The organism is Exiguobacterium sp. s28 (assembly GCF_018618135.1).
Classification (GTDB): domain Bacteria; phylum Bacillota; class Bacilli; order Exiguobacteriales; family Exiguobacteriaceae; genus Exiguobacterium; species Exiguobacterium mexicanum_A.
The window spans coordinates 165887-186264 of the sequence record NZ_JACSLL010000001.1 but is presented as its reverse complement, the minus strand read 5'-3'; the positions used below and the strand labels follow the sequence as shown (position 1 = coordinate 186264).

20 protein-coding genes are annotated in these 20378 nt (G+C 53.3%); 18 read left to right on the top strand and 2 right to left on the bottom strand.

Annotated features, from left to right (window positions below; all coding sequences use genetic code 11):
- Nucleotides 1-34: 34 nt before the first annotated feature.
- Nucleotides 35-1204, top strand: a complete 1170-nt coding sequence (gene hemW / locus KNP78_RS00990) for a radical SAM family heme chaperone HemW (protein WP_214823137.1) — start codon at nt 35-37, stop codon at nt 1202-1204.
- Nucleotides 1205-1245: 41 nt separating this feature from the next.
- Here hemW and KNP78_RS00985 read toward each other — a convergent pair whose 3' ends face one another.
- The gene (locus tag KNP78_RS00985; protein WP_214797268.1) at nt 1246-1851 is read right to left on the bottom strand and encodes a DUF1054 domain-containing protein; all 606 of its coding nucleotides are present in this window, start codon (nt 1849-1851) and stop codon (nt 1246-1248) included.
- A 191-nt stretch (nt 1852-2042) separates the two neighbouring features.
- Here KNP78_RS00985 and hrcA point away from each other — a divergent pair, with 191 nt between their 5' ends.
- From hrcA to KNP78_RS00955, 6 genes are all read left to right on the top strand, one after another.
- On the top strand, nt 2043-3065 hold the full coding sequence (gene hrcA, locus KNP78_RS00980) for a heat-inducible transcriptional repressor HrcA (RefSeq protein WP_214823136.1): 1023 nt from the start codon (nt 2043-2045) through the stop codon (nt 3063-3065).
- A gap of 17 nt (nt 3066-3082) precedes the next feature.
- Nucleotides 3083-3655 (top strand): nucleotide exchange factor GrpE, encoded by a 573-nt coding sequence (grpE, locus tag KNP78_RS00975; RefSeq protein ID WP_034778140.1) that lies wholly within the window; start codon nt 3083-3085, stop codon nt 3653-3655.
- Nucleotides 3656-3684: 29 nt separating this feature from the next.
- On the top strand, nt 3685-5508 hold the full coding sequence (gene dnaK / locus KNP78_RS00970) for a molecular chaperone DnaK (RefSeq protein ID WP_214823135.1): 1824 nt from the start codon (nt 3685-3687) through the stop codon (nt 5506-5508).
- A 109-nt stretch (nt 5509-5617) separates the two neighbouring features.
- Complete coding sequence (gene dnaJ / locus KNP78_RS00965) at nt 5618-6724, top strand: molecular chaperone DnaJ (protein WP_034778138.1); 1107 nt, start codon at nt 5618-5620, stop codon at nt 6722-6724.
- A 17-nt stretch (nt 6725-6741) separates the two neighbouring features.
- Nucleotides 6742-7680 carry a 50S ribosomal protein L11 methyltransferase gene (prmA, locus tag KNP78_RS00960; protein ID WP_214823134.1) on the top strand — a complete coding sequence of 313 codons (939 nt, stop codon included), beginning with the start codon at nt 6742-6744 and terminating at the stop codon, nt 7678-7680.
- A gap of 3 nt (nt 7681-7683) precedes the next feature.
- Nucleotides 7684-8430: a 16S rRNA (uracil(1498)-N(3))-methyltransferase gene (locus tag KNP78_RS00955; RefSeq protein ID WP_214823133.1), complete on the top strand. Its 747-nt coding sequence runs from the start codon at nt 7684-7686 to the stop codon at nt 8428-8430.
- 87 nt (nt 8431-8517) lie between these two features.
- Here the strand turns inward: KNP78_RS00955 and KNP78_RS00950 are convergent, their stop codons facing one another.
- A complete protein-coding gene (locus tag KNP78_RS00950; protein WP_214823132.1) occupies nt 8518-12183 on the bottom strand; it encodes a S8 family serine peptidase in 3666 nt (1221 codons plus the stop codon).
- A gap of 328 nt (nt 12184-12511) precedes the next feature.
- On the opposite strand from KNP78_RS00950, the gene KNP78_RS00945 reads away from it, so the two are divergent.
- From KNP78_RS00945 to KNP78_RS00895, 11 genes are all read left to right on the top strand, one after another.
- On the top strand, nt 12512-13156 hold the full coding sequence (locus tag KNP78_RS00945; RefSeq protein ID WP_034778130.1) for a class I SAM-dependent methyltransferase: 645 nt from the start codon (nt 12512-12514) through the stop codon (nt 13154-13156).
- The gene (locus KNP78_RS00940) at nt 13153-13620 is read left to right on the top strand and encodes an S-ribosylhomocysteine lyase (RefSeq protein ID WP_021065678.1); all 468 of its coding nucleotides are present in this window, start codon (nt 13153-13155) and stop codon (nt 13618-13620) included. Before KNP78_RS00945 ends, KNP78_RS00940 begins: the two co-directional genes overlap by 4 nt.
- Complete coding sequence (locus KNP78_RS00935; RefSeq protein ID WP_214823131.1) at nt 13621-14559, top strand: PLP-dependent cysteine synthase family protein; 939 nt, start codon at nt 13621-13623, stop codon at nt 14557-14559.
- Nucleotides 14525-15682: a bifunctional cystathionine gamma-lyase/homocysteine desulfhydrase gene (locus KNP78_RS00930; RefSeq protein ID WP_034778126.1), complete on the top strand. Its 1158-nt coding sequence runs from the start codon at nt 14525-14527 to the stop codon at nt 15680-15682. The genes KNP78_RS00935 and KNP78_RS00930 overlap by 35 nt, the downstream gene beginning before the upstream one ends.
- Nucleotides 15683-15813: 131 nt before the next feature.
- On the top strand, nt 15814-16692 hold the full coding sequence (gene rarD / locus KNP78_RS00925) for an EamA family transporter RarD (RefSeq protein ID WP_034779976.1): 879 nt from the start codon (nt 15814-15816) through the stop codon (nt 16690-16692).
- A gap of 91 nt (nt 16693-16783) precedes the next feature.
- Nucleotides 16784-17449, top strand: a complete 666-nt coding sequence (deoC, locus tag KNP78_RS00920; RefSeq protein WP_029595219.1) for a deoxyribose-phosphate aldolase — start codon at nt 16784-16786, stop codon at nt 17447-17449.
- Nucleotides 17450-17526: 77 nt separating this feature from the next.
- A complete protein-coding gene (gene rpsU, locus KNP78_RS00915) occupies nt 17527-17721 on the top strand; it encodes a 30S ribosomal protein S21 (protein ID WP_029334745.1) in 195 nt (64 codons plus the stop codon).
- A gap of 33 nt (nt 17722-17754) precedes the next feature.
- Nucleotides 17755-18204: a GatB/YqeY domain-containing protein gene (locus tag KNP78_RS00910; RefSeq protein ID WP_034778124.1), complete on the top strand. Its 450-nt coding sequence runs from the start codon at nt 17755-17757 to the stop codon at nt 18202-18204.
- Between the two features lie 136 nt (nt 18205-18340).
- Complete coding sequence (locus KNP78_RS00905; protein ID WP_034778122.1) at nt 18341-18853, top strand: NfeD family protein; 513 nt, start codon at nt 18341-18343, stop codon at nt 18851-18853.
- Nucleotides 18850-19830 carry a flotillin-like protein FloA gene (gene floA, locus KNP78_RS00900; RefSeq protein WP_034778121.1) on the top strand — a complete coding sequence of 327 codons (981 nt, stop codon included), beginning with the start codon at nt 18850-18852 and terminating at the stop codon, nt 19828-19830. The genes KNP78_RS00905 and floA overlap by 4 nt, the downstream gene beginning before the upstream one ends.
- 5 nt (nt 19831-19835) lie before the next feature.
- Entirely contained in the window at nt 19836-20276 is a 441-nt protein-coding gene (locus KNP78_RS00895; protein ID WP_034778119.1) for a hypothetical protein, read from the top strand.
- Nucleotides 20277-20378 lie beyond the last annotated feature (102 nt).

Genomic DNA, 20378 nt, shown 5'->3' with positions numbered 1-20378 from the left:
GTTATAAATGGAAGAGAAGAAAGGGGTGGCCGCCATGGCTAAAGCCGTATATCTTCACATTCCATTTTGTGAACATATTTGTTATTACTGCGATTTCAACAAGGTGTTCTTAAAGAACCAACCGGTTGATGACTATTTAGATGCACTTGAACGAGAAATCAAACTCTCGCTCGAACAATACCCGACCGATACGATTGAGACGATCTTTATCGGCGGCGGGACACCGACCGCCCTCAATGAGGCGCAGATGAAACGTCTCATGGACATGGTCGCGCGTCACTTGCTCCCGCTCGCGTCGCCAGACCTCGAATACTCGGTCGAGGCGAATCCGAACTTCGTGAGCGCCGAGAAGCTCGATACGATGAAACATGGAGGGGTCAACCGCGTCAGTTTCGGCGTCCAGACGTTCGATGACGGTGGACTCGAACGAATCGGACGGACACACCGGGCCGATGACGTGTTCGCGACCGTGACGGAAGCGGCGAAGCGATTCGATAACATCTCGATCGACTTGATGTTCGGCTTGCCGGAACAGACGCTCGAACAGATTGAGCGCGACCTCGACTTGGCGTTCCAGCTCCCAATCCAACACGTTTCTTCCTATTCGTTGATTCTCGAGCCGCACACCGTGTTCGCGATTCAAGAGCGGAAAGGGAAGTTGCGCCTCCCGGGCGAGGATATCGAAGTCGAGATGTACTTGAAAGTGATGGAGACGCTCGAACGTCGAGGCTTGAAACAGTATGAGATCTCGAACTATAGCCTCGAAGGACGCGAAAGCCGTCACAACCAAGTGTACTGGCGCAACGAAGAGTATTATGGTTTCGGGGCTGGGGCGCACAGTTATTTGAACGGGGAGCGTCGGGCGAACATCGCGCCGATTCCGCACTATATCAAGGCGGAAGGGCTACCGGTTCGCAATACGACGACGCTCGAGACGGTCGAGAAGATGGAAGAGGAACTGTTCCTTGGACTCCGGATGCGTCAAGGCGTGTCGTTTGCGACGTTCGAGTCGAAGTATGGTGTGTCGATGCGTTCGGTATTCGGGCATGTCTTGTCGGAACTCGAGGCAAAACGGTTGATCGAGACGACGGACACACACGTCCGCTTGACCGAATCTGGGCTCCCGCTCGCCAACGAGGCGTTCGCTGCCTTCATCGGCGAGGCACGGATGAGCGACTCACCGGAACAGACATCGATGTCATAACAAACAAGGGCGAACCCGGATTGGGTTCGCCCTTGTTTTGGTTATAAGACAAGATCGCGGTAAATCGGCATGAGCCGGCTGAACGTATCCTCGACGAGCGCCAGGAAGGCGGCTTCGTTTTGCAGAATCGACGCATCGGCCGGAAGTTGACGACCGATCAAGAAGTCCGCTTTCTTCACCGTCGCGAACCGTTCTGTGATCGCTTCGATCGATTCAGCTGACGAATCCTCGATTAAGAACGCGTCTTTTTTCATATGGTCCCCGGCGATATGGAAGTCGGGGAACTCTGATTTGAAGTCGATCGTCATGAGTCGACGGCCGATCGCTTCTTTGTTCGGCATCTCATAGATGAACGCGAGCCAGACGAAGACCCGGTCGTCGAATAACCCGACTTGGAAATGGGGATGTTTCTTATAGCCGCGTTTGTCATGGCCGATCGCCATCCACGTGTCTTTCGGTGGATTGACCGTCCGACGGGCATGTTTGGCGACATGCAAGTAAAGCGGGACACCGACATCGGCCTCGAGTTGGGGACCGACCTCCTCATAGATTCGGTGGAACAGCGGTTGAATCTCAGAGCGGATGCCTGCCATGCGGGCATCGAGTCCGTCTTGCGTGAATACGTTAAATTGTTGTGTTGTAAACATCTAATCACCTCAATTCGTATCATACCGAAACTTGAAGAAACATGCATACCGGAAGGCTCTATGGGGCTGGAAAAAATGATGCGAATGAATTGACAAATATGGAGAACATGATAATATTTGAAGTGTGATTAGCACTCAGTAAATATGAGTGCTAATAAAGCGAGGCCAATCCTTCAGAGAGGAGTGACGTTGTGCTGACAGAGAGACAATTGCTCATTTTACGAGCCATCATTGATGATTATATTCAAACGGCCCAACCAGTCGGTTCGCGGACGTTATCGAAGCGGGATGACTTGTCATTCAGTTCGGCAACCATTCGGAACGACATGGCTGATTTAGAAGATATGGGTCTGATTGAAAAGCCGCATACGTCGGCCGGACGCATCCCGTCCGAAGTCGGCTATCGGTATTATGTCGACCATCTCGTCGAGACGAAAATCATCGACGAGCGGGAGACGTATCGCCTTGGCGAGCGGCTACGTGCCTCGGCCCAAGAGTCGGAAGTGCTCATCCGTCAAGCCGCCGACCTACTCTCTGACCTGACCAATTATACGACGGTGGCGCTCGGTCCGAACAGCCAGATGAATCGGCTGGCCCGGATTGATTTGATGCCGCTCGACGAAAGGCGTGGCGTCGTCTTGATCGTGACTGATCAAGGCCACGTCGAACATCGGACGGTCGTATTCGAATCTCCGATGGCGCCGGACCTGGTCGAACAGACGATCCGCTTCTTGAACGATCGTCTGAAAGGAACTCCACTCGGTCAGCTGAAGTTCCGGATCGGAGAAGAAGTGTCCAAGCTTCGACTCGCGCATCAGGAACAATTCGAGTTCATGATGCAACTCATTCAATCGACCGTCGGCGTCCAACATCCTGCTTCGCTCTACTTAGGCGGGAAGAAGAACATCTTCAACCAACCTGAGTTCCAGACGCTTGATACGTTGCGTCCGTTCCTTGAATGGATCGACGAGCAGGAGCGGTTGACCGACTGGCTCGAATCGTTGCCAAACCGTGAGATTTATGTGAGCATTGGAAGCGAGAATGGCATCGTCGCGCTTCAAAATTGTAGCGTCATCACGTCCGACTATACGCTCGACGGTCAGACGTTCGGGACGATCGCGATGATCGGACCGACCCGGATGGATTATCGACACGGGGTTCAGATGATGGGACAAATTATTGAGGCGCTCAGGCGAACGAAATTAGAAGAGTGATGGAAAGGAGCCTCATTATGACAACTGACAAACAGAATGGGCCAGAGCCAGAAGAAGTGCTCGAAGAAAAAGATTTTGATCCGAAACAGACAGAGACGGTAGAAGCTGAAGAGGTTTCAAATGTTGAGTTTGTGGAAGAAACTTCTGAGGGGACGGATTTACAAAAAGAAATCGATGCGCTCAAGGCGAGCGAGCTCCGTATTCGTGCGGATTTTGACAACTTCCGACGCCGGACGAACGAAGAGAACGCAAAACGCGTGAAATTCGCGTCGCAGACGGTCGTCGAGAAATTGATCCCGCTCATCGACAACTTTGAGCGTGCGCTCCAAGTCGAAGCGAATTCGGACGACGCCAAGCAGATTCAAGCTGGTGTCGACATGATTCACCGCCAGTTGCTCGACGTCTTGAACGGTGAGAACGTCGAAGCGATCGAAGCGGTCGGACAACCGTTTGACCCGAACTATCATCAAGCGGTCATGCAAGAGCCGAGCGATGAGTTCGAATCAGGGATCGTGACGATGGAGCTTCAAAAAGGGTACACGATGCACGGGCGCGTCATTCGTCCGAGCATGGTAAAAGTCTCAGAATAACATTACTTAATTAGATGGAGGAATAGACAATGGGTAAAATTATCGGAATTGACTTAGGTACAACGAACTCATGTGTAGCAGTGATGGAAGGTGGCGAAGCAGTCGTCATCTCGAACGCGGAAGGGAACCGTACGACACCATCTGTCGTCGCCTTTAAAGGCGAAGAGCGTCAAGTCGGAGAAGTCGCGAAACGTCAAGCGATCACAAACCCGAACACGATCCAGTCGATCAAACGTCATATGGGTACGGCTCATACAGTAGAAGTCGACGACAAGAAGTTCACGCCGCAAGAAATCTCGGCGATCATCTTACAAAAATTGAAAAAAGATGCAGAAGACTACCTCGGTGAGTCGGTGACGGAAGCGGTCATCACCGTTCCTGCCTACTTCAACGATGCTGAGCGTCAAGCGACGAAAGACGCAGGGAAAATCGCTGGACTTGATGTCAAACGGATCATCAACGAGCCGACGGCAGCAGCACTCGCTTACGGACTCGACAAAGGTGAAGACCACACAATCTTGATTTATGACCTCGGTGGCGGTACGTTCGACGTGTCGATCCTCGAACTTGGCGATGGTGTCTTCGAAGTTGTCGCTACTGCAGGGGACAACCGTCTCGGCGGTGACGACTTTGACCAAAAAGTCATCGACTACCTCGTAGCTGAATTCAAAAAAGAGAACGGCATCGACCTCGCACAAGACAAGATGGCGCTCCAACGTCTAAAAGACGCAGCTGAAAAAGCGAAGAAAGACCTTTCAGGCGTGACAAGCGCACACATCAGCCTTCCGTTCATCACGGCTGGAGCTGCTGGTCCGCTTCACCTTGAAACGACGCTCACGCGTGCGAAATTTGATGAGTTGACAGCCGACCTCGTCGAGCGCACGATGGAACCGACACGCCGTGCCTTGAAAGACTCTGGGCTCACACCATCTGACCTCGACAAGATCATCCTCGTCGGTGGTTCGACACGTATCCCAGCGGTCCAAAAAGCAATTCACGACTTCACGAAAAAAGAGCCGTTCAAAGGTGTCAACCCGGATGAAGTTGTTGCTCTCGGTGCAGCCATCCAAGGTGGTGTCCTCGCTGGTGACGTCAAAGACGTCGTCCTTCTCGACGTGACTCCGCTCTCGCTCGGTATCGAGACGATGGGTGGCGTGATGACGAAGTTGATTGACCGTAACACGACGATCCCGACATCGAAATCACAAGTCTTCTCGACGGCAGCTGACAACCAGCCGGCCGTAGACATCCACGTCCTCCAAGGGGAACGCCCGATGGCGCCGGATAACAAGACGCTCGGCCGCTTCCAATTGACGGACATCCCGCCGGCACCACGCGGTGTGCCGCAAATCGAAGTCAAATTCGACATCGATGCGAACGGAATCGTTCACGTATCGGCGAAAGACCTCGGTACGAACAAAGAGCAGTCGATCACGATCCAATCGTCTTCAGGTATCGATGAGGCTGAAATCGAGCGCATGGTAAAAGAAGCGGAAGCGAACGCAGAAGCGGACAAACAACGTAAAGAAGAAGCCGAACTCCGCAACGAAACGGACCAACTCGTCTTCGCGACAGACAAAGCGATCAAAGACCTTGGCGACAAAGTCGATGCGGCTGACAAAGAGCGTGCTGAAGCGGCGAAAGAAAAAGCCAAGTCAGCACTCGAAGGCACAGACCTCGAAGCAATCCGTACGGCGAAAGACGAATTGTCAAACGTCGTTCAAGAATTGACGCAAAAAGTATATGCGAACATGGCTGAAGAGCAAGGTGCTGAAGGTGCCGAGACACAGACGGAAGCGAAAGACGACAACGTCGTCGACGCGGAGTTTGAAGACCTCGACGATCGTAAATAAGGCAACCGATAGATAGGAGAGCGCCAAAGCAGGTTTCTGCTTTGGCTCTTTCCATGTTAAGGTAGATTCGGTAGAATCTTAGTTTAGACAGTGTAGAGGAGAGAGTAACGTGGCGAAACGAGATTATTATGAAGTGCTTGGCCTGGATAAATCGGCCTCGGCACAAGACATCAAGCGGGCATATCGTAAGCTCGCACGACAATATCACCCAGACATCAACCAAGAGCCGGATGCGGCCGATAAATTTAAAGAGCTCGGAGAAGCGTATGAAGTGCTGTCAGACGAGCAGAAACGGGCCCAGTATGACCGCTTCGGTTTTGAAGGGGCCAGCCAGTTCGGTGGCGGTGGCGACTTCCAAGGTGGCTTCGGTGACATCTTTGACATGTTCTTTGGTGGCGGCGGACGTCGTCAAGACCCGAACGCTCCACGTCGCGGCGAAGATTATCAATACGTCGTCGATCTCGATTTCATGGAGAGCGTGACCGGCAAGACGGAAACAATCGACCTCGAGATCGAAGTGGAATGTGACACGTGCATGGGCAGCGGTGCCAAACCAGGGACGAAACCAGAGACGTGTGGCCGTTGTGGCGGTAGCGGCGTCGAGACGGTTGAACAGAACACGATTCTCGGGCGGATGGTCAACCAGCGGACGTGTAGCCAATGTCACGGCAGCGGGAAGACGATTAAAGAAAAATGTGAAACGTGCCATGGTTCTGGCCACGTCAAGAAACAGAAGCAAGTCGAAGTCAAGATTCCAGCCGGGATTGACAACGGCCAACAAATCCGTCTCTCCGGTAAAGGCGGCCCAGGTTATAACGGCGGACCAGCCGGTGACCTATATATCGTCGTCCGCGTCCGGGCCCACGAGATCTTTGAACGGGTCGACCAACACATCACGATGGAGATGCCGGTCACATACGCACAAGCAGCACTCGGTGCCGAGCTAGAAGTGCCAACCGTCCACGGCAAGGTGAGCCTAAAAGTACCAGCCGGCACGCAGACCGGGTCGAAATTCCGCTTGCGCGGCAAAGGGATGCCGAGCGTCCGCGGCGGCGGCAATGGCGACCAGTACGTCAATATCGTCGTCATGACACCGACGAACATGACCGACCGTCAAAAAGAACTGCTTCGTGAGTTCGAAGAGATTAGCGGGGAAGCAGGCGTCGAAGAACAGCACGGCCTGTTCCAAAAAATGAAGAAGTTTTTTAGTCAGTAAAAGGAGCGTGTGAAACGATGAAATGGTCTGAAATTTGTGTCCACACGACACAGCAGGCAGTCGAAGCCGTATCGAACTTATTACATGAAGTGGGGGCACAAGGGGTCGTCATCGAGGACGTCGAGGACTACGACCAGATGATGGCCGAAGACCATTTCGGAGAGATTTGGGACGTTTCCGGACGAGAATCGTATCCGACGTCCGGCGTCTACGTGAAAGCGTACGTCCCGGCGTCGGGTGATTTCCAAGACACCCTCGCCGCGTTCAAAAAAGAAGTGGACGGGTTGCGTCATATGCTCGACATCGGCACCGGCGAAGTGACGGTCGTCGAGATGGACGAAGAGGACTGGGCCCATTCGTGGAAGCAATACTACAAGCCCGTCAAAATCTCGCAACATCTCACGATCGTCCCGCTCTGGGAAGATTATGAGCCGCAACCTGAAGAGAACGTCATCTTGCTTGACCCGGGCATGGCGTTTGGCACCGGGACACATCCGACGACGATGCTGTGTATCCAAGCAATCGAGAATTATATCGAGCCGGGTGACCGCTTGATCGATGTCGGTACCGGATCCGGTGTACTCGCCATCGCCGCGGCGAAGCTTGGCGCCGAACGTGTCGAGGCGCTTGATTTGGATGCGGTCGCCGTCGAATCGGCGCGTCAAAACGTCGAGACGAACGATGCCCAAGACGTCGTCGACGTGAAGACGGGAGATCTGCTGAAAGGGATGACGGGCGAGTACGACCTCGTCGTCGCCAACATTTTGGCCGACGTCATCATTCTCTTCATCGATGATGCTTATGCGCGCGTCAAATCAGGCGGTTACTTCATCACGTCTGGAATCATCGGTCAGAAGCGGGCCGAAGTGACAGCTGCGCTCGAAGCGGCTGGATTCACGATTGAAGAGACGCGTGTCATGGAAGATTGGGTCGCCATCATCGCGAAGAAAGGGTAAGCCATGCAACGATACTTTTTACAACGTGAAGCGTTTGGAAGCGATCTCGTCGAATTGCCGGCCGACGTCGTGCATCACATCGGCACAGTGCTTCGGGGAGGTCCTGGGTATCAACTCGTGCTCTTGGACGGGACCGGATTTGAATACGTGGCCGAAGTGGTGACGCTCGATAAGAAGTCCGGTACGGCACGCGTCGTCGAGAAGCGGGAAGCGACGACCGAACTGCCGGTTGACGTGACGCTCGCCTACGCGATCCCGAAAGGGGATAAAGTCGAACTCGTTGCCCAAAAAGGGACCGAGCTCGGTATGCATCATCTGTTGGTGTTCGAGTCGAAGCGCTCGGTCGCCAAATGGGACGCCAAGAAGGTGCCGAAAAAGCTGGAACGGCTCCAAAAAATCATGCAGGAGGCGGCCGAACAGTCGTACCGCGCCGTCGTCCCGACATGTGCTTATCTCACCCCAAAAGAGCTAACGGCTCGTTTCAATGCATATGATGCGGTCGTTCTCGCGTACGAAGAGGTGGCCAAACACGGAGAAGGTTCCGCGTTTGCGACGGTATTGACAGCCGCTCGACCGGGCTCGAAGCTCCTGCTTCTCGTTGGTCCAGAAGGCGGCTTCGATGAAGCGGAAGTGGCCGGTTGGATCGAGGCGGGTGCCGTACCTTGTGCCTTCGGTCCGCGTATCTTGCGTTCGGAAACGGCTCCGCTCTATGCGCTCTCAGCTATTTCCTACGCCCTTGAATTGAATTGATACACCACACAAATGGCTCTCGCACATGCGAGAGCCATTTTTTGTGGAAAGATAAAGGGCTCGCATCCAAGACGCGAGCCCTTCCACTTATTTTTTGACGAGTGTGATCGTCTTCGTCGTCACATTTCCGGCGAGGTCAGTCGCCTCGAACGTGAACGTGTTCTCACCTGTTGTCACAGGTAACGCGATTCGCTCGGTTTTAGTGAACGAACGCATCTCATACGGAGCCTTCAGCGTTTGGCTGAATTTCAAGTCACCGTTGACGAGAAGCTTCACTTCATCAAAGTTGTCTTTCACGGTCACGTCGACGTTGACCGTCGATTGTTTTTTACCGATTTTCTTCGGCAGTTTCCCGATTTCGATGACGGCTGGTGTCGTGTCCACGAAAATCGCACGTTGGAAGTTGGTCACGTTGCCGGCCGCGTCTTCCGCGACAAAACGTAATTTATGGACGCCGTCCCCGAAACTGCGGGTCGTGTTGAAGACGTGTTCTTTCTTCGCATCATCCCATGTGAGTGGCACGTCAACGCCGTCAACTTGGAACGATTGGATCGCAGATGCATCTTGAATCGTTCCAGATACCGGGATGTCCGATGTCGCGTATGGCGTCAATGCGAGCGGGGCGTTCACGAACACGCCCGGCTTATCGGCGTCTGTCGAGTAGGCGACCGTCTTCGTCGTGCTGTTGCCGGCGTGATCGACGACGCGAACGCTGACTTGATCGGCGTCACTGACGCCTGCGAACGTGTATGCCGCTTTGTCGTCAGCCTGTTTGGCGACGGATTTCCCGTTCAAGAAATATTCGACCGAATGGATGCCTGAGAACTCATCTTTTGCTTGGACCGCCAAGCTGTCCCCTTGCCATTTCGTCGTGAACGTCGGGTCCGTGTAATCGACTTTGACCGGGAAACGAAGCGTCTGGGCTTGTTTCTTCATGTAGTCGATGCTTCCTTCGATTTCGTAGAAGTACTTGCCGGCAGGGGCTGGCTTGCCGTTCAACTGACCATCCCACGTGTAAGCGGCCGAGTAGTAGTAAGGCGTGTTGGCACCACCGTCAAAGTAGTTCTTACGAAGTTCTTCGTCTTGGAACAGCGTCCGGACGACGTTCCCTGACTCGTCGACGATGCGGTACTTGACGTCTTTGGCGTTACGGAGCAACGAGAACACCGGTACAGCGACATCTTTTGAGCCATCTTTGTCTGGGGAGAAGGCGATCGCGTCGGCATCGACAGACTTGTCGAGGTTCGAACCGAGATAGTTTCCTGTCTGGTCGACCATGCCTGATACTTCATAGAACGAGCCGTCTTCATAGATGGAGGCATCGAAGATCGGTGCCTTGCCCCAGTCTCCTTCGAAACCGACGAACGGTACGACGAGTGACGGGTTGCCCTCAGGACCGTTGACGTCCGTCAAGCGGACGAATCCATCGACGAAGTAACCGTTCTCGAAGACGTCTTTCGCCGGTACGAGGCCGTCGAGCGTTTTCGGATTGAGCACTTTCGCTTTCGAGACGTCGAGCGCGATTTTCAATTCAACTTTTTGATTTGGTTTCACTTTGACCGTGCGAACTTTTTTGCCATTCACCGTTACTTTTGCATTCTCGAGTGCTTGTGCTTCCATCGCGTTCTGAACGAGTCCAGCTGTCTGCTCGATGGCGAGGTCGGTCTGGAGTGACGAAGACACGTTATACGACACGGCCTTATCCGACAAGTTCTCGACGATGAGTGTGAACGTGGCTTTGCTGCGGTTCAATTCCTTGAGCGCGACTTTTGCTTCTTTCGTTTTCTTCTCGTACGCGATCGCTGGTGTCGAAACGGCAGCATGCAATTGCATGAGACCTGCTCCACCACGACGTGGCGTGTACGGAAGGTTTTGTTGCAACTGTTTGTTGAGCGGTCCGATATCCGTGACAGCTTTCGACGTGTTGATAAGCAAGTTCTTCGCCATCGTGACACGTGCCGTGCCTGTCAAGTTGAAGTCGCGGTCAACGCGTTCGAGGACGAGGGCGGCTCCACCGGCAACGTGTGGCGCAGCCATCGATGTACCGCTCATCAAGCCGTACTGGTTATCGTTCAACGTCGAGAAGATCTGTCCGCCTGGTGCCGAAATCTCTGGTTTGAAGTCAAGGTTTGGCGTCATGCCCCATGATGTGAAGTTCGAGAGCTGACCGGCCGCACCGTTGACGACGCTGAGTCGATCGCCGGCAAAGCCGATCGTCATCTGTTCGCCCGCAAGGAGACGTTGTTGCAAGGCGTTTCCGTCCTTGATGCTGAGCGAGGCCATCGGGACTTGCGGGTTTGACAAGGCCATGCTCACGTAGTCGCCGTGACCGACAGCACCGCGGACGATGACACCGGCCGCGCCGTTCGCTTCGGCCGTCTGCTGAATGTTCGAATAGAAGTAACTGCCGTCACGGACGGCGAGGACGATTTTCCCTTTGACATCTTTTCCGACGTACTGGCTCGGTTGCCCGTCGCCGACGTAAACGAGTTCATAGTCTCCTTGTGTAAAGGCGGGACCGTCTTGTTTTTTCCAACCGATTTTATCGGTGTTGTCGCCTGACTTGATGGAGAACGCGTCCAATTGGATTTGATCGTTCTCAAGCGATGCGACCGATGTCGATGCCGAGCTGACACTCGGGGCACCGACGACGCCCGTGTCCGGGTTGTTGGCGTATGGAAGGTCATAACCGTTCCCGAAGTAGGCCGAGTTCCCTGCTGAAATGGACATGAAGACACCGTTGTCGACGGCACGTTGGACGGCTTGTTGTTCCGGTGAGTCGGCGTCGACGAATCCGGCCGTTGATCCGAGACTCATGTTGATGACGTCCGCCCCGAGTTTGATGGCGTCATCGATGGCTTTAATGTAAATATCGCCATATGTCGAAGCGTAGTTCGGATCGTTACTAAATACTTTGAGCCCAAGCACTTGTGCCTCAGGAGCGACACCTTTCAATCCACCCGCGGCTTCATCACCGTTAGCAGCGACGGTACCGGAGACGTGCATGCCGTGCATCGAGGCGCCAGGCGAATCGTCACGGATGTCATCGTTCTCATCATAATAGTTATAGGCATAAGGGACTTTCTCGTTTATGTAGGCTCCTGGCATGCCGAACGTGCTGACGGCCGTCTCGACTTCGGTTTGCGATAACTCAGCCTTCGAATCATCCGTAAGACGGAAGTCGCGGTGGTCGGCGTCGACGCCTGTATCGATGACGGCGACGATCGTGCCTTCGCCCGTGAAGCCATAGTCGCCCCACGTCTGTTGCGATTGGACCATGCCGTTGCTCGTGACCATATCCGGTTTGACTTCTGGACGTTCGTACTCATTGACGACGTGGACGTGCGCAACTTCAGGTAACGCCTCGACTTTTTTGACATCTGTCGCTGTGAGCATCGTACTGAACCCGTTGAAGACGGTTGTGAACTCTTCAAGCGTCACGGCTTTAACGCCTTTTTTCGAGATGGCCGCTTTTGCTTTCTTTTGTTCGGCTTTGACGACCTTTTGGGCGCCATCTTTCTCGGTCTTCGTCAATTCATTGAATTTCTTGCCTTTCTTTTTCGCTTGATCGATCGCCGGGGCACCGACGAGTTCGACGACGACACGTAACTTCTCGTGTTTGTCCGTCGTGTTCACGCTTTGTTTGACGGACGGTTTGGCCAAGACCGGTTCGGCACCGAGACCGAGCAGGCCAGGGGTCAACGCGAGACATGTCGCGAGGGAGACGTTCAAATAAAATTTTGGTTGTGGCAATTTAGTATCCTCCAATCGTTTTTTGAAAAAATAAATCCATTTGTGGAAAATGATAGCGGATTTAAATCCAAAAATCCTCCTGTTTTTTAAACGGAAGGGTAATGAATTTGAACAAATTAAAAGATTCTGACAATTACTTTGGACCTATGTGCTCAGATTGGCATATAGGTCTTTTTCCAGTGTAGGGCCCCAAGTCTCAAAAAATGAATTCTCTAAAACGAAATGAACAATTTACTTGAGATTTCTAGCGTAAGTTGATACAGTCTGTAGTAGATAAATCATATAAAACTTATCGATATAGTCGGAATAAAGATGATGGGGTGACAGAATGGGATTACAGTTCATGGACATTTTTAAGGAGTGGGCGTCGGAATATGACGCGGCCGTGACCGGACACGACGAACAATATCGCGAAGTATTCGCGGGGTACGAGACGATGCTCGGCGAGGTCGTCGACCAGTTAGAAGGCCGAGTGATGGAGTTCGGGATTGGGACGGGGAACTTAAGCGCAAGAATTCTAGAGAGGCACGACCTCATCCCTGTCGAACCGTCGCCAGAGATGCGGGCCGTCGCGGCTGAGAAGTTACAGCTCGATATCATTGACGGTGATTTTCTCAACTATCCGACTGACAAGTCCGTCGATACGATCGTGTCGTCGTATGCGTTCCATCATTTGACGGATGACGAGAAACGGACGGCGATTCGAAGTTACGTCGAACACCTCGACGCCCCGCGCTTCGTCTTGCTTGATACGATGTTCGCCTCGCAAACAGCGAAACGGGGCATCTTGGACTGGGCCGAAGCGAACGGCTATACCGATTTACTCGAGGATTTGAATCGAGAGTTTTATCCGTATACCCAGACGATTCAAGCGATGCTCGAAGCAAACGGCTATACGGTTACGCTCACGCAAAAAAATAAATTCGTCTGGCTCGTCGTGGCCACGAAACAATCAGGAGGAACTCAATCATGAAAAGTTATAAAGTCGAGAGCTTCAATTTAGACCATACAAAAGTACAAGCGCCTTACGTCCGTTTAGCCGGAGTGAAGAAAGGGACGGCCGATACGATTTATAAATATGACATTCGCTTCATTCAACCGAACGAAGGGCTCATGCCAATGCGGGCCGTCCACTCGCTCGAGCATTTGATCGCCGAGAACAGCCGCAGCCATTCGAATCAAATCATCGACGTCTCGCCGATGGGTTGCCAGACAGGCTTCTATTGGACGATGTTGAACGATGGGGATTACGAAGCGATGCTCGACCTCGTCGAAGCGACACTCCGCGACGCAGCAAATGCGACGGAGTTGCCGGCACAAAACCCAATTCAATGCGGGAGCGCGAACCATCACGATTTCGAGGGCGCGAAGAAGCTCGCGGCCGATATGCTTGCCAAGCGTGACGAGTGGCACATCATCTTCAAGGACGAAGCGTAAATGATTGTCCAAAGCGTCTATGAATTGATTGGTGAGACGCCTCTGCTTGAGTTACGGACGTTGCCGGTACCTGCGGGTGTGAAAGTATACGGCAAGCTCGAGATGATGAATCCGGGTGGTAGCGTCAAGGATCGTCTCGGTCTGCAATTGATTGAACGGGCGCTTGAACGTGGACAACTTGAACGCGGGGGAACGGTCGTCGAACCGACGGCCGGGAACACCGGAATCGGGCTCGCGCTCGCCTGTCAACGACACGGCATCAAGTTGATGACCGTCACCCCGGAGAAGTTCAGTCAAGAGAAGCAGGCGCTCATGACGCTTCTCGGGGCGACCGTCGTCAACACGCCGACCGAACTTGGGATGAAAGGCGCCATCGCGCGGGCGAAAGAGCTCGCCATCGAACATGACGCCTATGTGCCGGAACAGTTCTCGAACCCGGATAACCCGGACGCCTACGTCGACACGCTCGCGCTCGAGCTTCAGGCCGACCTTCCGAACATCAATGTGTTCATCGCCGGAGCCGGCTCAGGGGGGACGTTTACCGGTGTCGCGAGCAAGTTGCGGCCGAACGGGACGAAGGCGATCGTCGTCGAGCCGGAAGGGTCGATTTTGAACGGGGGAGCTCCTGGCCCCCATAAGACAGAAGGAATTGGGGTCGAGGCGTGGCCGGCGTTCTTGCCGCACGACCTCGTCGACGGGATTTACACGATTACGGACGAAGAGGCGTTTTATTATGTCGCTCATCTCGCTAAACAAGAAGGCTTGCTCGTCGGAAGTTCATCCGGAGCGGCCATCGCGGCATGTGTTCAAGAAGCGGCGAAGATGACGGAAGGTGTCATCGTCACGATTTTACCGGACAGTGTCGAACGGTATTTAAGTCAAGGAATAGTCAAGGAGGCAGAATATGCGTACAAAAACAGCACTCATTCATGGCGGTAAAACGACGGATCCGTTAACGGGAGCCGTCACGCCACCGATTTATCAGACGAGCACGTACAAGCAAGACGGCATCGGCAATCTCCGGGACGGATATGAGTATTCGCGGACGGCCAACCCGACGCGGACGGCACTCGAGACGCTCATCGCCGATATCGAGGGCGGTGCCCGCGGATTCGCGTTCGGCTCCGGGATGGCAGCCATCTCGACGATTTTAATGTTAATGAAATCAGGGGACCACGTCATCGTCGGTTCTGACGTATATGGGGGAACGTACCGTGTATTCAATCGAGTATTTCAATCACTTGGCTTGGAGGCATCTTTTGTCGATACGGCCGATACGCAAGCGGTCCGTGAAGCGCTCCAACCGAACACGAAAATGATTTACGTCGAGACACCGACAAACCCGCTGTTGAACGTGACCGACATGCGCCTGATTCGCGCCATCGCTGACGAGGCGGACGTCCTGTTCGTCGTCGACAACACGTTCATGACCCCGTACTTCCAAAATCCGATTGAATTCGGGGCCGATTATGTGCTTCATAGCGCCACGAAATATTTGGGTGGCCACAGCGACGTCGTCGCTGGTCTCGTCGTCGCTCGGACGGAAGAACTCGGAGAGCGTCTCGCATTCCTTCAAAATTCAGTCGGCGCGGTACTCGGACCGCAAGACAGCTTCCTCGTCGTCCGTGGCATCAAGACGCTCGCGGTCCGTATGGAAGCGATCGAGTCAAACGCGCTCGCGCTCGTCGACTACTTGACGAAGCATGAAGCCGTCAGCCGTGTCCTACATCCGAGTGTCGGCAGCGAAGAAGCGAAGCGGGTCCACTTGTCGCAGGCACGCGGCTTCGGTGGGATGATCGCCTTCGATGTCGGTTCAGCCGAAGCGGCCGAACTCGTCGTCGCGAAGACGAAGTTCTTCACGCTCGCCGAGAGTCTCGGCGCGGTCGAGAGCTTGATTAGCGTCCCGGCCCGGATGACCCATGCGTCAATCCCGGCGGAACGCCGTCTCGAGCTCGGCATTACGGACGGACTCGTCCGCATCTCCGTCGGTCTCGAAGATGTACAAGATTTGATTGAAGATTTGGAGCAAGCGCTCGCGACCGTGGCGACGATTCCGAACTAACATTCATAGTGATGCGAGGTGCGCTTGCGAGCGCACCTCTTTTGTCGTGTGCATGGCGAAAGAATTCGCTTGAATGTCCTAATCGCATCGACTACACTGACGATAATTGATTACGAGAGCGGGTGAACGGAGTGAACAAAGGCGTCATGCCGACGGTCGGAGCCTACGTCATGTGGGGCGTCCTACCGATTTATTGGAAGTTTTTACAGGAGATACCGAGCGGACAAATCTTGGCCCATCGAATCGTCTGGTCGTTTCTCTTCATCTTACTCGTCTTGAAATGGACGAAGCAGTGGACCGAGTTCAACTATGCGCTCCGGCACCGGGCGACGCGGAACGCCTTCATGTTGAACGGCTTCATCGTCAGCGCCAACTGGTTCGTGTACATATGGGCGGTCAATCACGGCTATATCATCGAGGCGTCACTTGGCTATTACATCAATCCGCTCGTGAGCATGGTGTTAGGTGTGCTTGTTTTTCGGGAATCATTAAACCGAGTCCAATGGCTCGCGGTGACGGTGGCGGCGATCGGCGTGCTCGTTTTGACGTTCGGGTATGGGTCGTTCCCGTGGATCGCCTTCATTCTGGCCAGTACGTTCGGATTTTACGGCATGGTGAAGAAACGCCGACCGCTTGCCTCGACGGTCAGTCTCGGGATTGAGACGCTCGCGGTCGTGCCGGTCGCTATCATTTTCTTAGGTTGGCAGACGTCACAGGGCGGATTGACGATGACGACCGAACCGGTCATTTGGGTCGCCTTGGTCGGGACAGGCGTGATGACGGCGTTGCCGCTTCTTTTGTTCGGGTACGGGGCGCAACATATCCCGTTCACGCTTGTCGGGTTTCTTCAATTCATCGCACCGACGCTCAGTCTCGCGATCGGGGTCATCCTCTATAATGAGCCGTTCACGGGTTATCACATTTTTGCGTTCACGTGCATCTGGATTGCGATTTTCTTCTTTAGTTGGAACAGCTGGATTCAGACACGAAAACGTCGTCAACTCGTCTGAATTGAAAGCTGTTACATTTCAAGAAAACATGATAATATGTTAGATGTCAGACCTATATGTCAGACCGATACATCAGAGGAGGAATTTTACGATGGAATTAGCACGTTATATCGACCACACAGCCTTGAAGGCAGAAACAACGAAAGATCAAGTCACGAAACTTTGTGCCGAGGCGCTCGAATACAAATTCGCAAGCGTCTGTGTCAACCCGACATGGGTGAAGTACGCGGCGGAACAACTCAAATCAGATGACGACGTCAAAGTATGTACGGTCATCGGTTTCCCGCTCGGAGCCAACACGCCAGAAGTGAAAGCGTTCGAAACAAAAGACGCGATTGCCAACGGTGCAGATGAAATTGACATGGTCATCAACATCGGAGCCATGAAAGACGGCGACTTCGACCTCGTCGAGCGCGATATCCGCGCAGTCGTCGAAGCGGCAAACGGGACGCTCGTCAAAGTCATCTTTGAGACGTGCCTCCTTACGAAAGAAGAAATCAAAAAAGCGGCTGAGCTTTCAGTCAAAGCAGGCGCAGACTTCGTGAAAACGTCGACTGGCTTCTCAACAGGCGGCGCGACGGTAGAAGATATCCGCCTCATGCGTGAGACGGTCGGACCAGATCTCGGCGTCAAAGCTTCAGGCGGCGTACGTGATTTCGAAGGCGCACAAGCGATGATCGATGCCGGCGCGACGCGCATCGGCGCATCAGCTGGAATCGCCATCGTCACAGGCGGACGTTCAGATAGCGACTATTAATAACTAGTGGTTGACCGCACGACTTACTTTCACTATAATATGTTATGACGTGTGAAACACGTTTCCTTAGTCGTGTAATTCGGAGGGAGGGAAAACTAGTGGAAACTCGTGTCCGTAAAAACGAATCGCTTGAAGACGCTCTTCGTCGTTTCAAACGCGGTGTTTCGAAAGATGGCACTCTTGCCGAAGTTCGCAAACGTCGTCACTACGAAAAGCCAAGCGTAAAACGCAAATTGAAATCAGAAGCTGCGCGTAAGCGTAAGAAATTCTAATTTCAGTTTCATTTGTAGAGAGGGTGTTAGCTCATGAGTCTTCAAGAACGCTTGACGGACGACATGAAGCAAGCCATGCGCGCAAAACAGAAAGATCGTCTCACGACGATCCGAATGGTCAAAGCGTCGCTCCAAAATGAGGCCATCAAATTTGGTCGACAAGATCTTACTGAGGAAGAGGAACTCACGGTGCTCAACCGAGAGATGAAACAGCGCAGAGACTCCCTCCGAGAATTCGAAAGCGCTGGTCGTGAAGACCTTGCATCTAAAGTAGCTGACGAGATTGTCGTACTAGAGGCCTATATGCCTGAACAACTTTCTGAAGATGAAGTCACGGCGATCGTGAAAGCAGTTATTGCTCAAACGAATGCCACAGGCCCGTCAGATATGGGTAAGGTGATGGGCGTCGTCATGCCTCAAGTTAAAGGCAAGGCAGACGGTGGTCTTGTGAACCGCATTGTCAAACAACAATTGACGAATTAATGAAAGAGACAGGAGCTTTTGGGTCAAACCAAAAGTTTCTGTCTTTTTTTGCGTATTCTGAAACCACAAGCAAACTTGTTTCGTATACACTAGAGATAAGAGGTAGCTTGTGAACTCGGAAGGGGGTTGCAATACGATGACATTTGGTCTCGGAGTGATTCTGACGGTGTTTTTTGTCGGGATCGTCCTTCTAGGAATTGAAGTGTTCGTTGCCGGTTTTGGATTGTTTGGCGTGCTAGGGATCGGGGCGGTCGTCGCCAGTTTGATTATGGCGGGCGCCACGATCGGGCAACTATGGTTGTCGCTCGGTTTAGCCACGGCCATCGTCGCTGGACTCGGATTTTGGGCATATCGTCGCCTGCAGTCCAATCGTTCGCTCATGTATAAAGGGTTGATTTTGACCGATTCGACGTCATCAGACAAAGGGTACCTGTCTCACGATGACCGCAAACGGTTACTCGGGAAAGTCGGGGTCACATTGACGCCGCTGCGCCCGGCGGGTACCGCTGAGATTGACGGAGAACGGATTGATGTCGTGACAGAAGGTAGCTATCTCGATTCGCAAACGAAAATTCAGGTGTATAAAGTCGATTCAGGGCGCGTTGTCGTCCGTAGCTTTATAGAGCCGAAGGAGGATGTAACAGAATGACACCAGAACTATTGACCACGTTACTCATCTCAGGTGGAGGATTGATTGCGCTCGCCGTATTCTTCACGTTCGTCCCGGTCGGGCTGTGGATCAGCTCGTTCGCCGCTGGCGTCCACGTCTCGATTTTCACATTGATCGGGATGCGACTCCGTCGCGTCGTCCCATCGAAAATCGTCAACCCGCTCATCAAAGCGGTCAAAGCCGGTATTGGCTTAAATACGAACCAGCTCGAGAGTCACTTCTTGGCTGGGGGTAACGTTGACCGTGTCGTCAACGCCTTGATTGCGGCCCACCGTGCCGATATCGAATTGTCGTTTGAACGTGCCGCAGCAATCGACCTTGCCGGCCGAAACGTGTTAGAGGCTGTTCAAATGTCCGTCAACCCGAAAGTCATCGAAACGCCGTTCATCGCCGGTGTGGCCATGGACGGGATTGAAGTGAAAGCGAAAGCCCGGATCACGGTTCGTGCCAACATCGACCGTCTTGTCGGGGGTGCCGGAGAAGAAACGATTATCGCCCGTGTCGGTGAAGGGGTCGTCTCGACGATCGGTTCGCAACATAACCATAAACACGTTTTGGAAAATCCGGATATGATTTCACGTACCGTATTGACGAAAGGTCTTGATTCAGGGACCGCGTTTGAAATCTTGTCCATCGATATCGCCGACATTGATATCGGTAAAAACATCGGAGCGGTTCTTCAGACCGACCAAGCCGAGGCTGATAAGAAAATCGCGCAAGCGAAAGCGGAAGAACGCCGCGCGATGGCTATCGCCCGTGAGCAAGAGATGAAGTCATCAGTCGAAGAGATGCGCGCGAAAGTTGTCGCGGCCGAGGCTGAAGTCCCGCTTGCGATGGCAGATGCGCTTCGCCACGGCAAGCTCGGTGTCATGGACTACGTCAACTACTTGAACGTCCAAGCCGATACAGAAATGCGTAAAGCGATCGGTCACCCAGTCGAATCTGACAAAGAGTGATCGGGATGGATGGACTTTGGGTACTACTCCTCGCCGCATTCGGGATCGCTTCGGCGGTCATGAAGCGGATGGAGAAATCATCTTCTACTGGAGAACGGCCGCCGAGTACGGATTTGAAACGCTATCTCGATACGGTCGGTGACATGATGAAAGAAGTCGAGGCGACATTTGACGAGCCACGCGATGGCAAGGAAAAACCGACGCCGCAAAAACTGCGTCGTCGTGTCGCTGCCCCGGCTGAATCAAGAGAGTCTCAGCCGTCGCGCCGGCGGGAAGAATTACCGCACGTGAGTGCGCAGTTCGAACAAACAGTCAAGATTCCGCCGATTTCGGAGGCGACCGAGTCTCGGCCGCAACCGCAACCGCGCATGTCGATGAAGCAAGTTCGGCAAGCTGTCGTTTGGAGTGAAATTTTGCAGCCGCCGGTGTCGAAACGCCGTCGCTAAGCCTGAAGCAGTGACATCGAGTCACTGCTTCTTTTTGTGGCCGAAACGGACGGTCTTTCTTTCACGAACGGCTTGATAGTGCTAAAGTAAAGAAGGAACAAT

What these genes read in the sequence shown, in the direction of transcription:
- hemW (WP_214823137.1), top strand. Translation starts at nt 35, where the DNA reads ATGGCTAAAGCCGTATATCTTCACATTCCATTTTGTGAACATATTTGT.
- KNP78_RS00985 (WP_214797268.1), bottom strand. Translation starts at nt 1,851, where the DNA reads ATGTTTACAACACAACAATTTAACGTATTCACGCAAGACGGACTCGAT.
- grpE (WP_034778140.1), top strand. Translation starts at nt 3,083, where the DNA reads ATGACAACTGACAAACAGAATGGGCCAGAGCCAGAAGAAGTGCTCGAA.
- dnaK (WP_214823135.1), top strand. Translation starts at nt 3,685, where the DNA reads ATGGGTAAAATTATCGGAATTGACTTAGGTACAACGAACTCATGTGTA.
- prmA (WP_214823134.1), top strand. Translation starts at nt 6,742, where the DNA reads ATGAAATGGTCTGAAATTTGTGTCCACACGACACAGCAGGCAGTCGAA.
- KNP78_RS00955 (WP_214823133.1), top strand. Translation starts at nt 7,684, where the DNA reads ATGCAACGATACTTTTTACAACGTGAAGCGTTTGGAAGCGATCTCGTC.
- KNP78_RS00945 (WP_034778130.1), top strand. Translation starts at nt 12,512, where the DNA reads ATGGGATTACAGTTCATGGACATTTTTAAGGAGTGGGCGTCGGAATAT.
- KNP78_RS00940 (WP_021065678.1), top strand. Translation starts at nt 13,153, where the DNA reads ATGAAAAGTTATAAAGTCGAGAGCTTCAATTTAGACCATACAAAAGTA.
- KNP78_RS00935 (WP_214823131.1), top strand. Translation starts at nt 13,621, where the DNA reads ATGATTGTCCAAAGCGTCTATGAATTGATTGGTGAGACGCCTCTGCTT.
- KNP78_RS00930 (WP_034778126.1), top strand. Translation starts at nt 14,525, where the DNA reads ATGCGTACAAAAACAGCACTCATTCATGGCGGTAAAACGACGGATCCG.
- deoC (WP_029595219.1), top strand. Translation starts at nt 16,784, where the DNA reads ATGGAATTAGCACGTTATATCGACCACACAGCCTTGAAGGCAGAAACA.
- KNP78_RS00910 (WP_034778124.1), top strand. Translation starts at nt 17,755, where the DNA reads ATGAGTCTTCAAGAACGCTTGACGGACGACATGAAGCAAGCCATGCGC.
- KNP78_RS00905 (WP_034778122.1), top strand. Translation starts at nt 18,341, where the DNA reads ATGACATTTGGTCTCGGAGTGATTCTGACGGTGTTTTTTGTCGGGATC.
- floA (WP_034778121.1), top strand. Translation starts at nt 18,850, where the DNA reads ATGACACCAGAACTATTGACCACGTTACTCATCTCAGGTGGAGGATTG.
- KNP78_RS00895 (WP_034778119.1), top strand. Translation starts at nt 19,836, where the DNA reads ATGGATGGACTTTGGGTACTACTCCTCGCCGCATTCGGGATCGCTTCG.